This is a genomic window from Streptomonospora salina, assembly GCF_014204715.1.
GTDB lineage: Bacteria > Actinomycetota > Actinomycetes > Streptosporangiales > Streptosporangiaceae > Streptomonospora > Streptomonospora salina.
Map to the genome: position 1 here is coordinate 2,713,493 of NZ_JACHLY010000001.1, position 14,064 is coordinate 2,727,556.

12 protein-coding genes are annotated in these 14,064 nt (G+C 68.3%); 1 reads left to right on the forward strand and 11 read right to left on the reverse strand.

The window, feature by feature from the left end; all coding sequences use genetic code 11:
• Nucleotides 1-14: 14 nt before the first annotated feature.
• The 6 genes from fxlM to HNR25_RS12415 all read right to left on the reverse strand — a co-directional run bounded on the left by fxlM (nucleotide 15) and on the right by HNR25_RS12415 (nucleotide 8,246).
• Nucleotides 15-1,226 (reverse strand): methyltransferase, FxLD system, encoded by a 1,212-nt coding sequence (fxlM, locus tag HNR25_RS12390; protein WP_184635208.1) that lies wholly within the window; start codon nucleotides 1,224-1,226, stop codon nucleotides 15-17.
• Nucleotides 1,227-1,231: 5 nt separating this feature from the next.
• Entirely contained in the window at nucleotides 1,232-2,068 is an 837-nt protein-coding gene (locus HNR25_RS25915) for a thiopeptide-type bacteriocin biosynthesis protein (protein WP_184635210.1), read from the reverse strand.
• Nucleotides 2,065-3,324, reverse strand: a complete 1,260-nt coding sequence (locus HNR25_RS12400; RefSeq protein ID WP_221457548.1) for a lanthionine synthetase C family protein — start codon at nucleotides 3,322-3,324, stop codon at nucleotides 2,065-2,067. The genes HNR25_RS25915 and HNR25_RS12400 overlap by 4 nt, the downstream gene beginning before the upstream one ends.
• 29 nt (nucleotides 3,325-3,353) lie before the next feature.
• Nucleotides 3,354-6,377 carry a lantibiotic dehydratase gene (locus HNR25_RS12405; RefSeq protein ID WP_221457553.1) on the reverse strand — a complete coding sequence of 1,008 codons (3,024 nt, stop codon included), beginning with the start codon at nucleotides 6,375-6,377 and terminating at the stop codon, nucleotides 3,354-3,356.
• A gap of 173 nt (nucleotides 6,378-6,550) precedes the next feature.
• On the reverse strand, nucleotides 6,551-6,688 hold the full coding sequence (locus tag HNR25_RS12410) for a hypothetical protein (RefSeq protein WP_184635216.1): 138 nt from the start codon (nucleotides 6,686-6,688) through the stop codon (nucleotides 6,551-6,553).
• An 859-nt stretch (nucleotides 6,689-7,547) separates the two neighbouring features.
• Nucleotides 7,548-8,246 carry a DUF8453 domain-containing protein gene (locus tag HNR25_RS12415; protein WP_184635218.1) on the reverse strand — a complete coding sequence of 233 codons (699 nt, stop codon included), beginning with the start codon at nucleotides 8,244-8,246 and terminating at the stop codon, nucleotides 7,548-7,550.
• Nucleotides 8,247-8,767: 521 nt separating this feature from the next.
• On the opposite strand from HNR25_RS12415, the gene HNR25_RS12420 reads away from it, so the two are divergent.
• On the forward strand, nucleotides 8,768-9,382 hold the full coding sequence (locus tag HNR25_RS12420; protein ID WP_184635220.1) for a DUF2637 domain-containing protein: 615 nt from the start codon (nucleotides 8,768-8,770) through the stop codon (nucleotides 9,380-9,382).
• Between the two features lie 137 nt (nucleotides 9,383-9,519).
• On the opposite strand, the gene HNR25_RS12425 is transcribed toward HNR25_RS12420, so the two are convergent.
• Genes HNR25_RS12425 through HNR25_RS12445 form a run of 5 tightly spaced genes read right to left on the reverse strand, consistent with a single transcriptional unit; the run spans nucleotide 9,520 to nucleotide 14,063 of the window.
• Entirely contained in the window at nucleotides 9,520-12,630 is a 3,111-nt protein-coding gene (locus HNR25_RS12425; protein ID WP_184635222.1) for an AfsR/SARP family transcriptional regulator, read from the reverse strand.
• A complete protein-coding gene (locus tag HNR25_RS12430) occupies nucleotides 12,627-13,043 on the reverse strand; it encodes a TadE/TadG family type IV pilus assembly protein (protein ID WP_184635224.1) in 417 nt (138 codons plus the stop codon). The genes HNR25_RS12425 and HNR25_RS12430 overlap by 4 nt, the downstream gene beginning before the upstream one ends.
• A gap of 2 nt (nucleotides 13,044-13,045) precedes the next feature.
• Nucleotides 13,046-13,468, reverse strand: a complete 423-nt coding sequence (locus HNR25_RS12435; protein ID WP_184635226.1) for a TadE/TadG family type IV pilus assembly protein — start codon at nucleotides 13,466-13,468, stop codon at nucleotides 13,046-13,048.
• Nucleotides 13,465-13,866: a TadE family protein gene (locus tag HNR25_RS12440; protein WP_312862506.1), complete on the reverse strand. Its 402-nt coding sequence runs from the start codon at nucleotides 13,864-13,866 to the stop codon at nucleotides 13,465-13,467. Before HNR25_RS12440 ends, HNR25_RS12435 begins: the two co-directional genes overlap by 4 nt.
• Nucleotides 13,863-14,063, reverse strand: a complete 201-nt coding sequence (locus tag HNR25_RS12445; RefSeq protein WP_184635228.1) for a hypothetical protein — start codon at nucleotides 14,061-14,063, stop codon at nucleotides 13,863-13,865. Before HNR25_RS12445 ends, HNR25_RS12440 begins: the two co-directional genes overlap by 4 nt.
• Nucleotide 14,064: the final 1 nt, after the last annotated feature.

The window sequence follows — 14,064 nt, forward strand, 5'->3', positions numbered from 1 at the left end:
GGAGATTCCGAACCTCACCAGGCGATGGTCACCGTGGTATCCGGCCGGGCGATGCGTGCTGCTTCTCGGGGCTGATCCTGAGGCGTGCCCGTCGGGCGGGCGGTGACGGCTGGCTGGGTGGGGTGTTCTTTGCGCCAGCGGCGCAGCAGCTCGACCGTGCTCGCGGTGAAGGCGGCGCTGTCAGGCCCGTGGGCGACGAGACCGATTTCGTCGGTGGTTTCGGTGACCGGGCGAAGAGTCAGGTAGGCGAGCGTGCCCGCGCCGTCGTGCAGCGTGGCGCCGCCCCAGCGCAGCGTGGGTGTCACCGTGGCGCTCTGGCGTGCCTGGGGCCCGACGGCGAGGCGGGCGAAGTGAGCCGCGGTGGTGGCCAGCCAGAGGTCGAGGTGTTCGACCTGCTCGGTGTCGTCGATAGTGATGCCGGTCCACTCCGCCTGCGCCGGGTAGCTCAGCGCCTGACCCACGGCGTGCGGGTCGTGGCCGTCGCCGGGGGCGACGTTGAGGGTGACGTCCTCGGCCAGCGCGACGGAGCCTCCGGAGGATTCCGCGGTGCCGCGCAGGGGGACGAAGCCGCACACCATGGCCGAGGCACTGACCATGTGATCGGGTGCGGTGCGGTCGAAGGCGATGCAGCGGGTCAGGCCGCTGTCGTGCAGACACAGAGGCACGACCACGTGTCCGGTCGGGGTGAGCTGGTGCCACCAAGCAGCGGGTATGTCCCAGGCTCCGGCGGTGACGATGATCCGGTCATAGGGAGCGCTGTCGGAGTGGCCGGCGGCACCGTCGGCGCAGGTCACCTGGACGTCGGGATAGCCGGCCGCCTGCAGCGCGGCACGGGCGCCGTCGGCGAGGTCCTCATCGATCTCGACGCTGGTGACACGGCCCTCCTCGCCCACGAGTTCGCGCAGCAAGGCGGCGTTGATGCCCGTGGCCGTCCCGACCTCAAGCACGCGGTGCCCAGGGCGTACGTCGAGCTGTTCCAGCATGGCGGCGACCATGTTCGGGTGCGAGGCCGAGGACAGCGCGCTGCCGTCCTCGGCGTACTTGGTCACCACGACCTGGGGGGCATAGGCGGTTTCGGGGGCCACGTCGGGAAGGAACACATGCCGTGGCACTCGGGCGAAGGCGTCTTCCACAGCCGGTGTTTGGAAGGTTCCGCGGTTGCGGATGGCGGCGACCAGTTCGGAACGGAGCCGCTGGGTCGTAGTGGTGTCGTGGGAGGTGCTCACTGCGCTCACCTTAGCGGGGTCGTGTTGGCCTGACGTGCTGATTCGCGCGAACGCCGTTGCGGAGGTCTTCGATGGAAGACGGCATCGGCGCCAGCCTGGGCCATAAGTGCTTGGCGATCGGCGGGGATCCCGGCCCGGTTCCAGGCGAACAGGACGTGGTGGGTCAGGGTGGCGCGCAGGCCACGGATCAGATCGCCTTCGTGGGCCAGTGCGGCTAAGGCGGCGCCCGCTTCCTGAAAGGCGACGGTCCAGGTTGAGGTGCCTTCGAGAGCAGGGCGGGCGGTGGCAAGCTGGTGGACGCGGGAGATCTCGGTGTCGGTGGGAGCCCTGGAGGCCTGACGGTGGGCCGCCACACGGGCCCAAACATCGCCGCGTTCGTAGAAGTCCTGGTCTGCGCCGCGCAGCAGCGCGCCTGCCACCAGGAGGCTCAGCTCGGTGCGATGACGGTCTCCGTTGTGGGCCAGGTGGTCGAGAAGGTGGCGGCTGTCGGCATGGAACAGGGTGTGGGCCACCCTCATGCCGCTCGGCCCGCCGAAGGCGTGGGTCTCAGGCTCGTAGAGGGTCCAGGCCCAGCGGCCCATGGCGCCCCGAGCGGCCAGGTCACCGAACAGCTCATCGAGATGGCCACGGGCTGTACCGCACAGGGGGCGGTAGCGCAGGTGCCAGCAGAGGTCCTTGCGGGTGAACCACCATCCGGTGATCAACCCTTCGGCTTCGGCTTGTCCAAGCGCGGGGCCGATGTGGGCGATGGCCGTCTGTTCGGCGACGTCCCAGGAGTCGAACCACAGGTTCGCCTGATGCCAGTCGTGTCCCGCGGGGGACGGTGTCGTCGTGGTGGTCATGCGTGGCTCGGCCCTTCTCCGGCGATGAGCAGGCAGGTCTCCCAGCCTCCTGCTCCGGTGGTCAGGCAGTGCAAGGTTGCGGCTATGCCGGCTCTGCCTTCGATCAGTCCGGGCCCGAGGGGCGCGGCGCCGTGGGTGGCCTCGTGCAGGAGCGTGTCCTGTAGGCGCGGCAGATGGTCGGCGAGGGGGGCGAAGCGGGCGTCGGCAGCGGCGTGCCAGGTGGTGGCCAGCACTCCGGCCCAGCCGTGGCACACCGCCGGATCGACCAGTTGCGCTCTCTGGGCAGGGTCGCTCAGGCAGCGGTGGAAGGCGGTCTCAGCTTGTTCCTGACGGACTCGGTCGCCGAGGGCGAGTCCGGCGAGCTGAAGGGCGCGGGCGATGCCGGGCGTGCCATAGCACCATGAGGGCCGCCGGGGGCCGGCTTGGTCCACGACGTCGGTCTGCAGTTCCCCGAAGGTGAGGTGTTCGGGCCACCAGGGCCCGGCGGGTCCGGTCCGGCGCCAGCGCTCCAGCCAGGCGGCGATCGTGTCGATCGCCTCCGCCTGGCCGTGAACGGTGACTCCGGCGCGCATGGTGTGCGAGAGCAGCGCCAGCGGGCCGGTGACTCCGTGGGCCATGCCGAGGTCGGCGTGTCCGTCCTCAACGCCGTTCGCGCGGTGCCCGGAGAGGGATTCACGGATCCACCAACCAGGAAGGGCGACTTCCGCCGACTCGGGTGCGGGCAGCGGGGCGGTCAGACGGACCAGGTAGCGCAAAACCGCGCGGAGTTCCGGGCTCTGGGGAGCGCGATGCAGCAGATACGCGCCCACGCCGGTCGCGCCGCGAACCAGGTCGAATTCGCTCGACGACGGGGGAAGCCCCGAATGCAGGCGCGCACGCGCCCCTTCAAGTCGGCTGGCCAGGAGCTGTTCCACAGCACGGTGGAGCCGCGTCTGGTGACGCGGATAGCGCTCCGGGGCGGCGTGGCTGAGGCTGAAGGCCAGGGCCGGAGCGCCATACCAGAGCCCCGCTCCCCCTGCGGCGGCCACGGGTTCGCGGCTGGCGGCTACCAGCCAGTCATGCACCCGGTCGGCAGAGGTGAGCCCGGCCTGGGCGCGTAGGCCGTGCAGCACGGCGACCCCGGCGGCGCCTTTGGACAAGGACTGGGCGTGCCAGCGCGGGCTCGTCGGGCCGCGGTCGCCACCGGAATCCGCCGGCGGAGGGGTGTCCAGGGTCTCGGCCAGCTGGCGGGAGACCGCCGCGGCGCGGGACGGCACCGTAGGCACCCTTGCCGCTGTTCTCGGGGTCATGGCCGCTCCTCCCTTGGGGCTGTCCTACGGGCCCTCCAGGCCAGGGCGACGGCGCGGGCGATGTGCTCGGTCTCCCGCTCGGAGTCGGGATCGATTCCCAGCGTGCGGACGTGGTGGAGGTGCAGCAGCGACCCCAGCACCCCCGCCGGAGCCGGCGCGGTGGGGTCCTGCTGCAGTCGGCGGCAGTAGGCCATCGCGGCCCGGCGTCGCTTCTCCCAGCTGTCGGCGATGTCCTCGCCGCCCGGCAGGGCGCGCAGCGCCGCATACTCCTGCGACGGGTCGAACAGCTCGACGGCCTGACGCACCTCCTCGCGCAGCGAAGCACCCCGGGACGGGACCGGGCGGCGCTCCAGCAGCCAGTGCATCGCCTCGGCCCGTTCCCCGGCCATGGCCGTGGCGAGATCGACCATGCTGGCGGCGGTCACGACCCGGGGGTGGAGATGGCGGGCGCTGATCTGGGCGCGGGCGGCGGTGGAGTCGGCCGCGAAGACCGATTCGGCGGCCTCCAACGCCGCCCCGGTGCCGTACCGGATGGTCTCAGGACGGTACGTCGTCACTGCCAGCTCCCCCAGCAGTCCGCGGCTACGGAGATCGTGAGCCCAATCGCCGAGAGCTTGCACCGTCGCTCCGTAACCCTCCGGGGAGGGGTGGAGACGGAGGCGCAGATGGGGGCTCGGGTGGCGGTAGCGCAGGAACCACCACATCGGCTGCGCTCGCCGGCAGCCCAGTTCCTCCAGCAGCCGCGGCAGGTAGTGGATCAAGATCGTGTCCGCATGGCCGGGATGGCCGTAGAGCTCGGCAGACACCACACGTTGGCCGGGCAGGGCCCCGTGGTCGCGGCCGATGCGGTGCGAGGCGTCCAGACGCAGCGCCGGCGCAGAAGCGGGCGGGGTGGTCGTGGCGAGGGGAACGACGATCTCGTGAGCACGCTCGCCCGTCCAGCCGAGATCCGTCGGGGTGGGTGCTTCGGAGACCGTCGCGGTTTCGCCCCGCTCGGCGACCTGGTCCAGGTGGGTGCGCAGCAGCGTGCGATCCATGGGTTGGTCGAGATTCAGCCGCAGCAGTCGGTCGGATTCGCCGACGCTGATCCAGTCCGGCAGATCCAGTTGCTCCCGCAAAGTTGCCAGCGCATACTCCCAGGCCTCCTGGGATGCGTCTCGGCCGGGAAGCGCTCCCGACGGCAGGCGCCACCGGGCCGGGCAGAGGATACTGCGTCGGTAGCGCAGGCGCGGCAGGTAGGGCAGGCAGGAGGCCGCGCCCCAGGCGAACGGTGAGACCGCAGCGGTCGTTGAGCGGGCGATCTCGGTGAGCAGCCGTGCCAGTGAGGGCCAGGCGTGGCGCGCGAGCGCATTGGCCACCACCGGTTCCACCACGCCTCCGTGGGAGCGTGAGACCACATACAGCCGCTGAGCGTCGGCGGCGACCGCCAGGTCATCGGCGAGCAGCTGCCCACGCTCCGCCTCGGTGTGCTCGCCCAAGGGCAGAACGCGGGGAAGGACGCGTGGAGCATGGGAGACGTTGGCTGAGCGCGGGTGGCCCGGGGTGAAGGACAACTGCGCTGCCACAGCGCCGTCGACCGCGGTCGGCAATTCGCGGTAGCGCTCGACCAGGCGTTCGCGCTCGGCTAGGGGAAGCAGGTCGATGAACCGTCCGGACAGGGCAAGCCCGCTGCGGCTGGTGCCGCGCACGGCCAAGGTGAAGTCGCCGCCGGCCACGGCTGCAGAGCTGGGGGCGTGGACTTCGGCACACAGCTCCGCATGGGGAGCCGGCCGCAACGGGCCCTGGGCCTCGGCAGCGAGGCCATCCAAGAAGCCCTCGTCCAGCTCGACCTCGCGTGCCCCGTCCAGCGCCGCCTGCTGTGCCAGCGCCAGCAATCGTTCTCCGCGCGAATCGACGCGCGGATCCGGAGCCGGATACGGCTGATCCGCCCCATAGTGCGGCGGGAATCCCAGGCCCGTCGTGGGATCGGTCAGCTCATCGAGCCCCACCCACGCGCCCACCCCGTAATGGCCGATGAACCGGGCGTGGAACTCCTGCATCGCGGGATCACCCGCCGGATGCGGGGTGGCCCGCACCAGCGCACTCGCCGCCGCAGCAGCTTCCTCAGCGATCTGCACAGGCAACTCCGCTGTGACATCGAATCGGCAGTCGCCCGTGATGGGTTGTTCCACCACGGCGGCCATTGCTCGCATACGGCGGCGAAGACTCTGCACGTCCCAAACATCGATCACGCCCAACCCGGCGTGCAGCTCATGCAGTTCCGCGACCAGCGACGCCACGTCGTCAATGCTCTCGGCGTCGATATCCCGCAAACAGGCATACACATGCGCAAGCCCGTCACCGGTCGTGGAAGGCGGACGCAGCCTGGTGACCAGCAGCCCGCAGCGCACCAGCTCGGCCAGCAGGTTCTCCAACCCCGCGGTAGAAAGGTGGGGCATGTCGGCGGCGAGCTTGGCGACGAGGTCGCCGCCGGGGATCGGCGACCGCGCGGCCGCCAGCACCCCTGCCACCACCCGGCTATGCCGCAGCGACACCTGCCCCGGCGCGCCCGTGGGCGAACGCGGGGCGCCCGACACCACCACCCGTTCGCCACGGACAGCGGCCAAGTCGTTGACCATGACAGGCACTCTCCGAAGAACCTCGGTACTCGCCTCCAGACGGGCGATCACCGTCGATAGCCACGCCGCGTCCGCGCGGGTGCGCACCAGAGGCTCCCCTGCACCGGCGGCGGTGACCTCAGCACCGAACCGCAAAGGAGCGATCCCGGCGAAGAGCCCGAACGGGGTGGACCGGCGTTGCATCCGCACCACGTAGCGGGCCACGGACAGCACCATCCGCCGCACCTGCGCCGGACGCGGCCGATGGCCGCCGCAGAGCGCCTCCAGCCGTTGCGCCAGCACCGGGCTGGCCAAACGCACGGCTTCGGCGACCGGCGGCCGCGCCCACACCTCGGTAAGCCAGCCGCACCACTGCTCAACCTGCGCCTCATCGCTCAGATCGGGCCAGGAAGGCAGGGCCATACCGTCCGTAGGAACGCTCGCCCGCATCAGGCCCATATCGAGCGCGCGATAGAAACGCGCGCCGGCCAGTGTTCGCATGACCCGTCCCGTCGCTCCGCGGTCGGTCGTTTCGCCAGGATCGATGTCTGAGGTGCGGTCCCGGCCCCGAGCCGCGGCCGGGACGGCACCGGGCTTCAGCAGTCGCCGTTCTTGCGGGTGTCGCACCCGTTGTCGGTGCTGCACAGCAGTGCCTCTACCGCCTCGCCTTCTTCGACGAGGGTGATGTCCAGATTCAGCTCGTCTTCGGTCGTCGGGTCAGCGACAGCATCCATTTCGGGGCTCCTTCTCACCTGGGGGGTTGCGAACCGGAGTCGCGGGGGTCCCGGGAGGCAGTCCGGCCCATGCCTCGGGCGCCTTAAGGCACCTGAGGTTCCGTGGCCGAGCGGCACTCTCGCCGGCGACGTCCACGACCCGGTCGTTCGCAGACACACAAGCCACCGTCGCAGCGCCATCCAGGGGCACGGCAGGGCATGTTGCGGGGCATCGAAGGGCAATCTGGATCGGTGCTCCTGTGTGCCCCGCTCTGTTGTCGCAGGCCTCGCTTGACACCATCGCCGCCCAGTCGCCTGTTCGGACCTTGGCTCACGGCACGCTGGCAAGCTCGCCATCGAGGCCACCGACGTCCGCGTCCGTGGCGGCGACGAGAGGGCGGTCCACCCGCGCAAGGATCCAGAACCCGCGACCAGAGTTCGCTGCAGATTCGTGAGGAGCAGAAACCGACATGGCTCGTGACGCACAATTGATCCGAGATAGACCGGTTCGCTCGCCGGGGGCGACCTCGCACTTGCCAGCTTACGTGTCCCTGCTTTCCGCGCATCCGGGAGCCGTGCAACGGGGGACGCTTCGACGCCCCGGCTTGTGATCCTCCCAGAGCCGCTCCATATCCAACTCTGTCATCGTCGTCCGCATGCGCTTCAACGCGTTGTCCAAACAACGCAGGTGCTCCTGGGTGCCCAGCCGGAAGGTGTAGACGTAATCGGGATCTTCATCGATGCCGAGATGTCGCCGTAGGGTCACGCATTGGGGCGAGTGAGTCCGAGCTTCCTAGACAGTCTCGTTTTCGGTCCCCGTGATTGGGCTTTAAGATGCTCCGTGGGGAGTTTTCATGCATTTCTATTATGGTAGCGCTGGCTACTCTACCTGTCTTCTGAATTTCCTTATTTCCTCTACTACATCCTTCAGTGTTCCAAGGTCGCGAGCTGCACTATCAAGTAATGGGCTTATATCTATTTCATATTTCAGTTCGTCTAGAGCTCCGTGGGGACCTTCGCCGTTGACCTTTATGAGATATCTCCATGGGAGATCCGATCGTTCGTTCAGGGAGAAGCTGCGATCGAGATAGTGGATGATGCGCCCACCGGGCGGAAGGGCAGATATTGGCTCATTGAATAGCCTTTTCTCTCCAACTTTTTTAAACGTTGCGGACTGGGGAAGTGGGTCGAACTCGACGCGGACGTTCCTGGCGACTGTGCGCCCTGTGTTCTCGACTACGATAACGAGCAATACAGCATAGCGTTCATCTGGCCGGATGTCTGCATATACATATGGTTGGGAAGAGTCGTGCCAGATTCGCCGCTCAAGCTCGAGAGATTCCTGCGCAGCTTCGGCTTGACGTTCTGCTGCATCTGCGTCCCGTTTTGCCTCGATAGCTTGCAAGCGAGATGATTCGGCTTGATTTTTTGCAGCTTGCACCTGTTTACTGGCTTCTGTTGCGCTGCGCCGTGCCTGAGTAGTCTGACGCCACCCCACGATGCCAATCACAATCGCAGTGATAATTGCAATACACGCTGACCCGACTGCTATCCAGTCATCGGGTTGGAATGTATCCATTTAATTCCCATCTCACTGACATTTGTATAGCGGTTTTTCTCTGGAATTCGGTGATGGCCTTTACTTGGGCTGTCACAGTCTTTCAGTGGCCTCCCGGTTTGTGTCAATAAACCCGATACGGCTGTCGATTCCGAATTTGTGTTACGTAACGTTCCATACGTGGTCGGTGTCGGAGACGGTGTTGTCGACGAATGCCTTACTACGGTTTCCGGTCTTCTGCGGGGTGCTGTACTTGGGCATACGATCACGGCTCCGCCCCCGGTGTTGGCCTGTGAGTGAAGTTCCATGTGAGGCAACTGCGGCGATGTCGTCGGGAGCCTGCATCTGACGTCATCCGCGCTGAACCCTCCTATCGAACCTTGGTTCGAATGCTCAGAATAAACGCGGAAAACCCTCGACGTGGACAGCAGCCGGTACGGCTTTGCTCGCGACTGTCTTGGAGCGCGACTCCGGAGTTCTTGTTCTATTGCTCCGTCACGGCTTATCGGTCTCGGACCTTCCTTACCTCAGGAAGGGGGAGTATGGGTGCCAAGAGCCTGGACAAGAACGGCGGGCGGCTTCGCGCCGACCGGCTGATCAGGGAATCAACGAAGCTCGTTGTGTGCGGTGTGTCGGCCGTGGCCGCGGTCGTGTCCTACCGGCACGCTTACGCGGTCGTCACCCAGTACGGCGAGAGCGGCCTCACGGCGTGGATGATCCCGTTGACGATCGACGGTCTGGTCTATGCGAGTTCGATGGTCATCCTGGATGCCGCGCGGCACAATCTCAGGGCTCCGGTCCTGGCCTGGTGTCTGCTGTGGGTGGGAATCCTGGCCACCCTGGCGGCCAATGTCGCCCACGGCATCCAGAACGGCGTGGTCGGCGCGGTGGTGGCGGCCTGGCCGGCGATCGCGCTCGTGGGGTGCTACGAGATGATGATGTGGCTGGTCAGAGCCCGAAGTGAAGGCAGCCCGGAGGCTCAAGCCAGTCTCGACGTCGACGAGCGTGCCGCTGAGGTGTATCGCACCAGCCTCGCGGATGGGCAACGCCTGTCGGAGCGGCGGCTCGCCGAGATGTTCTCGACGCCGCAGACGCCTCGGTCGCGGCGCTGGGCGCGCAAGATCATCAAGGAGGTAGACGCCGAGGATGGGGAGTAGGGGCGGTCCGGCTTCCCTGCCGCGTGGGGTACCCGGCGAACGGCAGAGGCGCCGGAAGGCCCGTTGCCGGCAGTCCAATCCCGGTGCGGCCCGGTCCGCGTTGATCAGCGCAGTTGGCATGAAGCCGCCTGCTCCGGTCACTGAATGCCGTGCTGCCGCAGGAGCTTCGTGGTTTCCTCCGTCATCTCGGCGTCGATGCGTTCCAGGGCGATCAGCAGGCGCTGGGTCCCACGGGTGATCGCCTCCGGGTTGTCGGCTGCGTGCTCTACGCGAACCAGGTCGCGGAAGAGCAGTTCGGCGGTGGGTTCGAACTCGAGGGCGTGGGTGAGCGCTTCGCGGGCGCGGTCGAGGTCGCCGTAGGGCTGGTCGAGGTGGCGCATCGCGATGGTGTGGGAGGTGTCGATAATCGCAGCGAGCATGGTGGGGCGCAGCGGTTCGGCCCAGGCGTAGCGGTCCAGCGGCGTTCCGCTCAGTGGTTCGCCGCGGACCAGGTCCAGAGCGGCATGCAGCGTGGCTGTGGCTTCCGCCGTCTCGGCGGCCAAGCCGCGGCGGGCGAAGTCCTGGAAGAGCTGCCAGTCGCTGCCCACACTCGGGTGCAGCTGGTACCGGCCCTGGCTGAGCGTCGGAAGGTGCAGTGCTCCGGAGGAGGAGCGGCCCAGCCAGGTGCGCAGCTTCGACAGGTTCGTCGAGCGGGTCTTGGAACTCCATGGTCCGCGCGGTCCACCCATGCTCCGTGCGAGGTCTTCCGGGGTCTGGGTGGGGCGCAGATGCAGGAGACAGGCCAGCTCCGTGAGGAGGTTCCGCTTGCCGGACTCCAGTGTTGCCGCGTCGGGCCCGATGATCTCCACCGTGCCGAGTAGGCGCAGGTAGACCTCGTGATCCTCCAGCCGCGGCAGGGAAGCGGTGGTCTGCTCGACGACGCTGGAGAAGTCCGTGGCCAGCGTGGGCAGCTCTTCGGTTCCGCCGCGCTGCGCCGCTGCAGGGGTTGATGCGCGGGTGCGCGGGCGGACCGGTTCGGGGGGCACTTGCTCCCATCCCGGCGCCGGCACGCTCACCGTGGCCTCCGAGGTGCGCAGCAGGCGGGCCCACTGGGCATAGTCCTCGGCGCTGATGCGCTGCAGACGTACGTGTTCCCCCAGTAGCGGAAGCTCTTGTTCGACGCCGTCGGCAGCATCCAGCTGCCAGGGACCGGGCAGGGGTTGGTCTTCTTCGGCGGCGGCGATGACGGCGATAGGGGGAGCCGCGGCGTGGCCGCTGATGGTGCGCAGCCGGCCCAGGTGCTCAGTGGTCAGCGGGTCCGCTGAGATCAGGATTTCGGGCGGGATGTCCTCGGGCGCCGTTTCCCCTGAGGCGTATTCCAGGGTCAGTAGCTCGAGCTCCCGCAGGCATTCGTGAGCGGTGCTGATCGACCGGACGTGGCCGGTCTTGGCGAGGTCGGCCAGGTCGGAGGCGATGCCCAGCCCGATGGCACTCACATTGACATGGGAGTTGAGCGCGCCGGTCGCCACCTCGGTGGCCATGGCCGACAGCACCTCGTCGCGCTCCCCCGGTCGGCCGGCGACTCCGACCATGCCGACCGACGGAAGGTCCAGCAGAACCTGGCTGTCCTTTTCGATACCGATGGTGGCCAGCCCCGGGTAGGGCGCGGCGATCTCGGCCGCCTGCTCGGACGACAGCAGTGCCGGCGAGTCGGCGTTCAGCACCCACCGACCGCCTTCGTCGGCACGGAACGGCGAGATGGCGACCTTGGCCCGCTTGCCCAGAATGAGCTCGCACGATTCGGGGGTGACCCGGGCACCCAGCAGTGCGGGCAGCGGGGTCTCGGACAACGCGGCCTTGGCGGCCATCGAGCGCAGCCCGCGATCCAGCAATTCCACGTCCACGGCGGCCGCCGTATGGTGCCCCCGTTCTTCGGCGGCGAGATCGCGTTCGTCCGTGGGCTGCACGATCTGATGCCCCGGCCGTCGACGGCGTAGTTGCGCCCTTCGGCGCGCCTTGAGTATCCCCAGCAGTCCCAGCGCGGCCGCCGCACCGTACCCCGCCAATGCCGCCGGGGATGATTCCTCCGCATCGTCCTTATCGCCGGCCAGCTCGACGTCGTCCAATTCGGGAGTGTCCTCTGCCGGCTGGGCGATGCCCAGGTCGTCCGCACCTGTCATGGGCGAATCGCTGGGCGTCCCGTCGTCGGCCGATGGCTCAGGAGAGGGAGCTGCCTCGTCGGTGTCGTCGGCTTGGGCGGTGGGTGACGGCGATGCGTCGGCGGAATCGGAACCCTCTTCTGCGGGTGCATCGGGCGCCGTCTCACCAGGCTGATCGGCCTGATCGGAGCCGTCCGATTCCGCATCAGGGATGACGATTCGCCAGCCCACATCGATGGCGTCGGGGTCGGCCGCAAGTCGCGGATTGGCTTTCACAATCTGTGGATAGTCGGCGGCTTCCCCCAGATGGTCCGCGGCGATGGTTGAGAGCGTCTCCCCGCGGGCGACGGTGTGGACCTCTCCCTCATCGGCCCCCGCGGAATCCTGCGCATCCTCATCTGTCGGTAGATGGAGTTCCCACCCGGTGGAGAGGAACTCGTCTCCGGACAGCACCGTGCCGTCGGGCATCTCGCGACCGATGTTGAGGGCGACGATCTCGGTGAAGCGCTCCGGATCGCCCAGGCGTTCGTCGGCGATGCTCCAGTAGGAATCGCCGGGTCGAACCGTGTAGGAGGTCGGGGCCTCGGAACCGGATCCGTTGTCACCCTGTTGCGCAGGCACGCTTTCGGTGCCCGGGGCGGCTTCGTCGGCGACTTGCTCGCCGTGCTCGCCATGGTCGGTGGCGTCGGCTCCGGGGACCTGGTAAGCGACGACGGAGACCTCTGCTTCGGCGGATGTCATCGACAGTCCCAGGAACGTGGTGGAGACCAGGCCGGCGGCGGCGACCTGGGCCCACGCCGTGCCGGGAATGCGCACCGGCGGCATGTCTCGCAGCTGTGCAACGACCTCAAGGGCGACGAGGGCGGTGAACAGCAGCCATGCCGCCCATGCGACCCAGGTGAGCGCTCCGAGGAACAGTCGCCCGTCGTCCGGGCGCGTCAACGCCGCCACGACCGCTGACCAGGAGATTTCGTCGGGGAGCGGGAATCCGGCGAAGGCGAGAAGCACGACCGGGATGCCGATGACGATGGCCAGCAGCAGGGCCGCGGCGGCCAGGGAACGGCCGAGTGCGAACCTCGGCGGGCCAGAGGGCTGGAGCTGGTGAGTCATTGTGGTTCCTCGGTGGCAAGGCGTGCGGTCGCGCTTCCTGTCGCGGACAGGGAGTCGATACCGATCAGGGAGAGCAGGACGGTGTCCACGTGTTCGTGCACCTCGACGGTGACGGTGTTCGCCGACGCGGCGCGTGCGTTGCCGTCGGCACCGGCCGCGTCCAGGTAGGCGTTCGCAGCGGAGACGGCGTCGGCGGTGTCCATGTGCACTTCGCCGGTCTGCAGGAGCTGGGCGATGTCGACCGCTTGGTTGCCTGCGCGGGCGGCTTCCTCGGCGGCGGAGGTGGCGCGCTGGGCTGCGCGCAGCTGGGCGCCGCCGTCGATGATCAGACCGCCCATCAGGAGCAGGGCGATCACAGCGACGGCGACGAAGACCGTGGTCTGCCCGTCGTCCTGAGGAAGGCGGCGGATCATCCTCACTCCCGGTATGTGTCGACAGGGCTGGTGAACGTGCGTTCGACGAGGCGCTGCCCGGGGATGCCGGGCAGCGCAGTCTGGGAAAGCGACAAGGAGCAGCGCACAGTCGCCGTAAGGTGGGCCGTCTCGCCCGGGGCTTTCGCCAGTGCGGAGGTATCCACAGCGACGTCCATACCGTCGCACTGCAAGCTCTGAGCGCTGAGTGTCTGCACCGCCGCCCCATGGGCCTGCTGTTGGGCCGCTTCGGCGGTGCGAGCGATGGAGGCCTGGCGAGCTGCGGACCGGGCGGCGTCCTCGACCGCGTGGCTGGCGATCTGGAATCGCCCAAGTGCTACCACCACGCTGACGACCGTGAGCAGACCGAGACTCAGCACGGCCAGCTCCAGCGTCGCGCTCCCGCCGTCCGACGGCCGTGGCCTCATCGGGCGCCGCCGGGGCCGGTCACACGCTCGACGGCACCCGAAGAGGTCTGCGAAACCCGGATCGGGAGTCCGGGGACGAGCGAGAGGACACGGCCGCTCACCGTCACCCGGACCTGATCGGCGCCCGACCCTGCTGTGGAGACCTCCGGATCGCGCAGGTGGCCACGGCTCTGGGCTGCGGCGAAGGCGTCGGCCGCCCGGACCGCGGCTTCCAACGACGCCCCTTCGGCACGGCCCGCGCGCACCCCTTCCTGCGCGGCACTCAACGCGACCGACCGGGCGTGATACCACAGCCCACCCTGGACGACTCCGACGATGATCAGCAGCAGGGCGGGAAAGAGAACCGTCATCTCCAACCCCGCGCTGCCCCGATCGTTGCGCCTGCGGACTGGGGTCACTGGATGCCTTCGAGCCGGCTCTCGACAGCCGCCGTGATCGCAGCGACCACCGCAGTGGCCGCCAGCAGCAGCCCCAGCGCGATGACGGCGATCTCCAGGGTCGACATGCCCGCGTCGTCACCGCGGTTCTCGCGCAGACGCTGCCGCACCACGTCGACGCGTGCCTTGACGTAGTTCCGGACAGCCGAGATGAGCATC

Bases quoted from the DNA above. Each gene is read 5' to 3' on its own strand.
- HNR25_RS25915 (WP_184635210.1), bottom strand. From the start codon at position 2,068: ATGACCACCACGACGACACCGTCCCCCGCGGGACACGACTGGCATCAG.
- HNR25_RS12405 (WP_221457553.1), bottom strand. From the start codon at position 6,377: ATGGCCCTGCCTTCCTGGCCCGATCTGAGCGATGAGGCGCAGGTTGAG.
- HNR25_RS12410 (WP_184635216.1), bottom strand. From the start codon at position 6,688: ATGGATGCTGTCGCTGACCCGACGACCGAAGACGAGCTGAATCTGGAC.
- HNR25_RS12415 (WP_184635218.1), bottom strand. From the start codon at position 8,246: ATGGATACATTCCAACCCGATGACTGGATAGCAGTCGGGTCAGCGTGT.
- HNR25_RS12420 (WP_184635220.1), top strand. From the start codon at position 8,768: ATGGGTGCCAAGAGCCTGGACAAGAACGGCGGGCGGCTTCGCGCCGAC.
- HNR25_RS12425 (WP_184635222.1), bottom strand. From the start codon at position 12,630: ATGACTCACCAGCTCCAGCCCTCTGGCCCGCCGAGGTTCGCACTCGGC.
- HNR25_RS12430 (WP_184635224.1), bottom strand. From the start codon at position 13,043: ATGATCCGCCGCCTTCCTCAGGACGACGGGCAGACCACGGTCTTCGTC.
- HNR25_RS12435 (WP_184635226.1), bottom strand. From the start codon at position 13,468: ATGAGGCCACGGCCGTCGGACGGCGGGAGCGCGACGCTGGAGCTGGCC.
- HNR25_RS12445 (WP_184635228.1), bottom strand. From the start codon at position 14,063: ATGCTCATCTCGGCTGTCCGGAACTACGTCAAGGCACGCGTCGACGTG.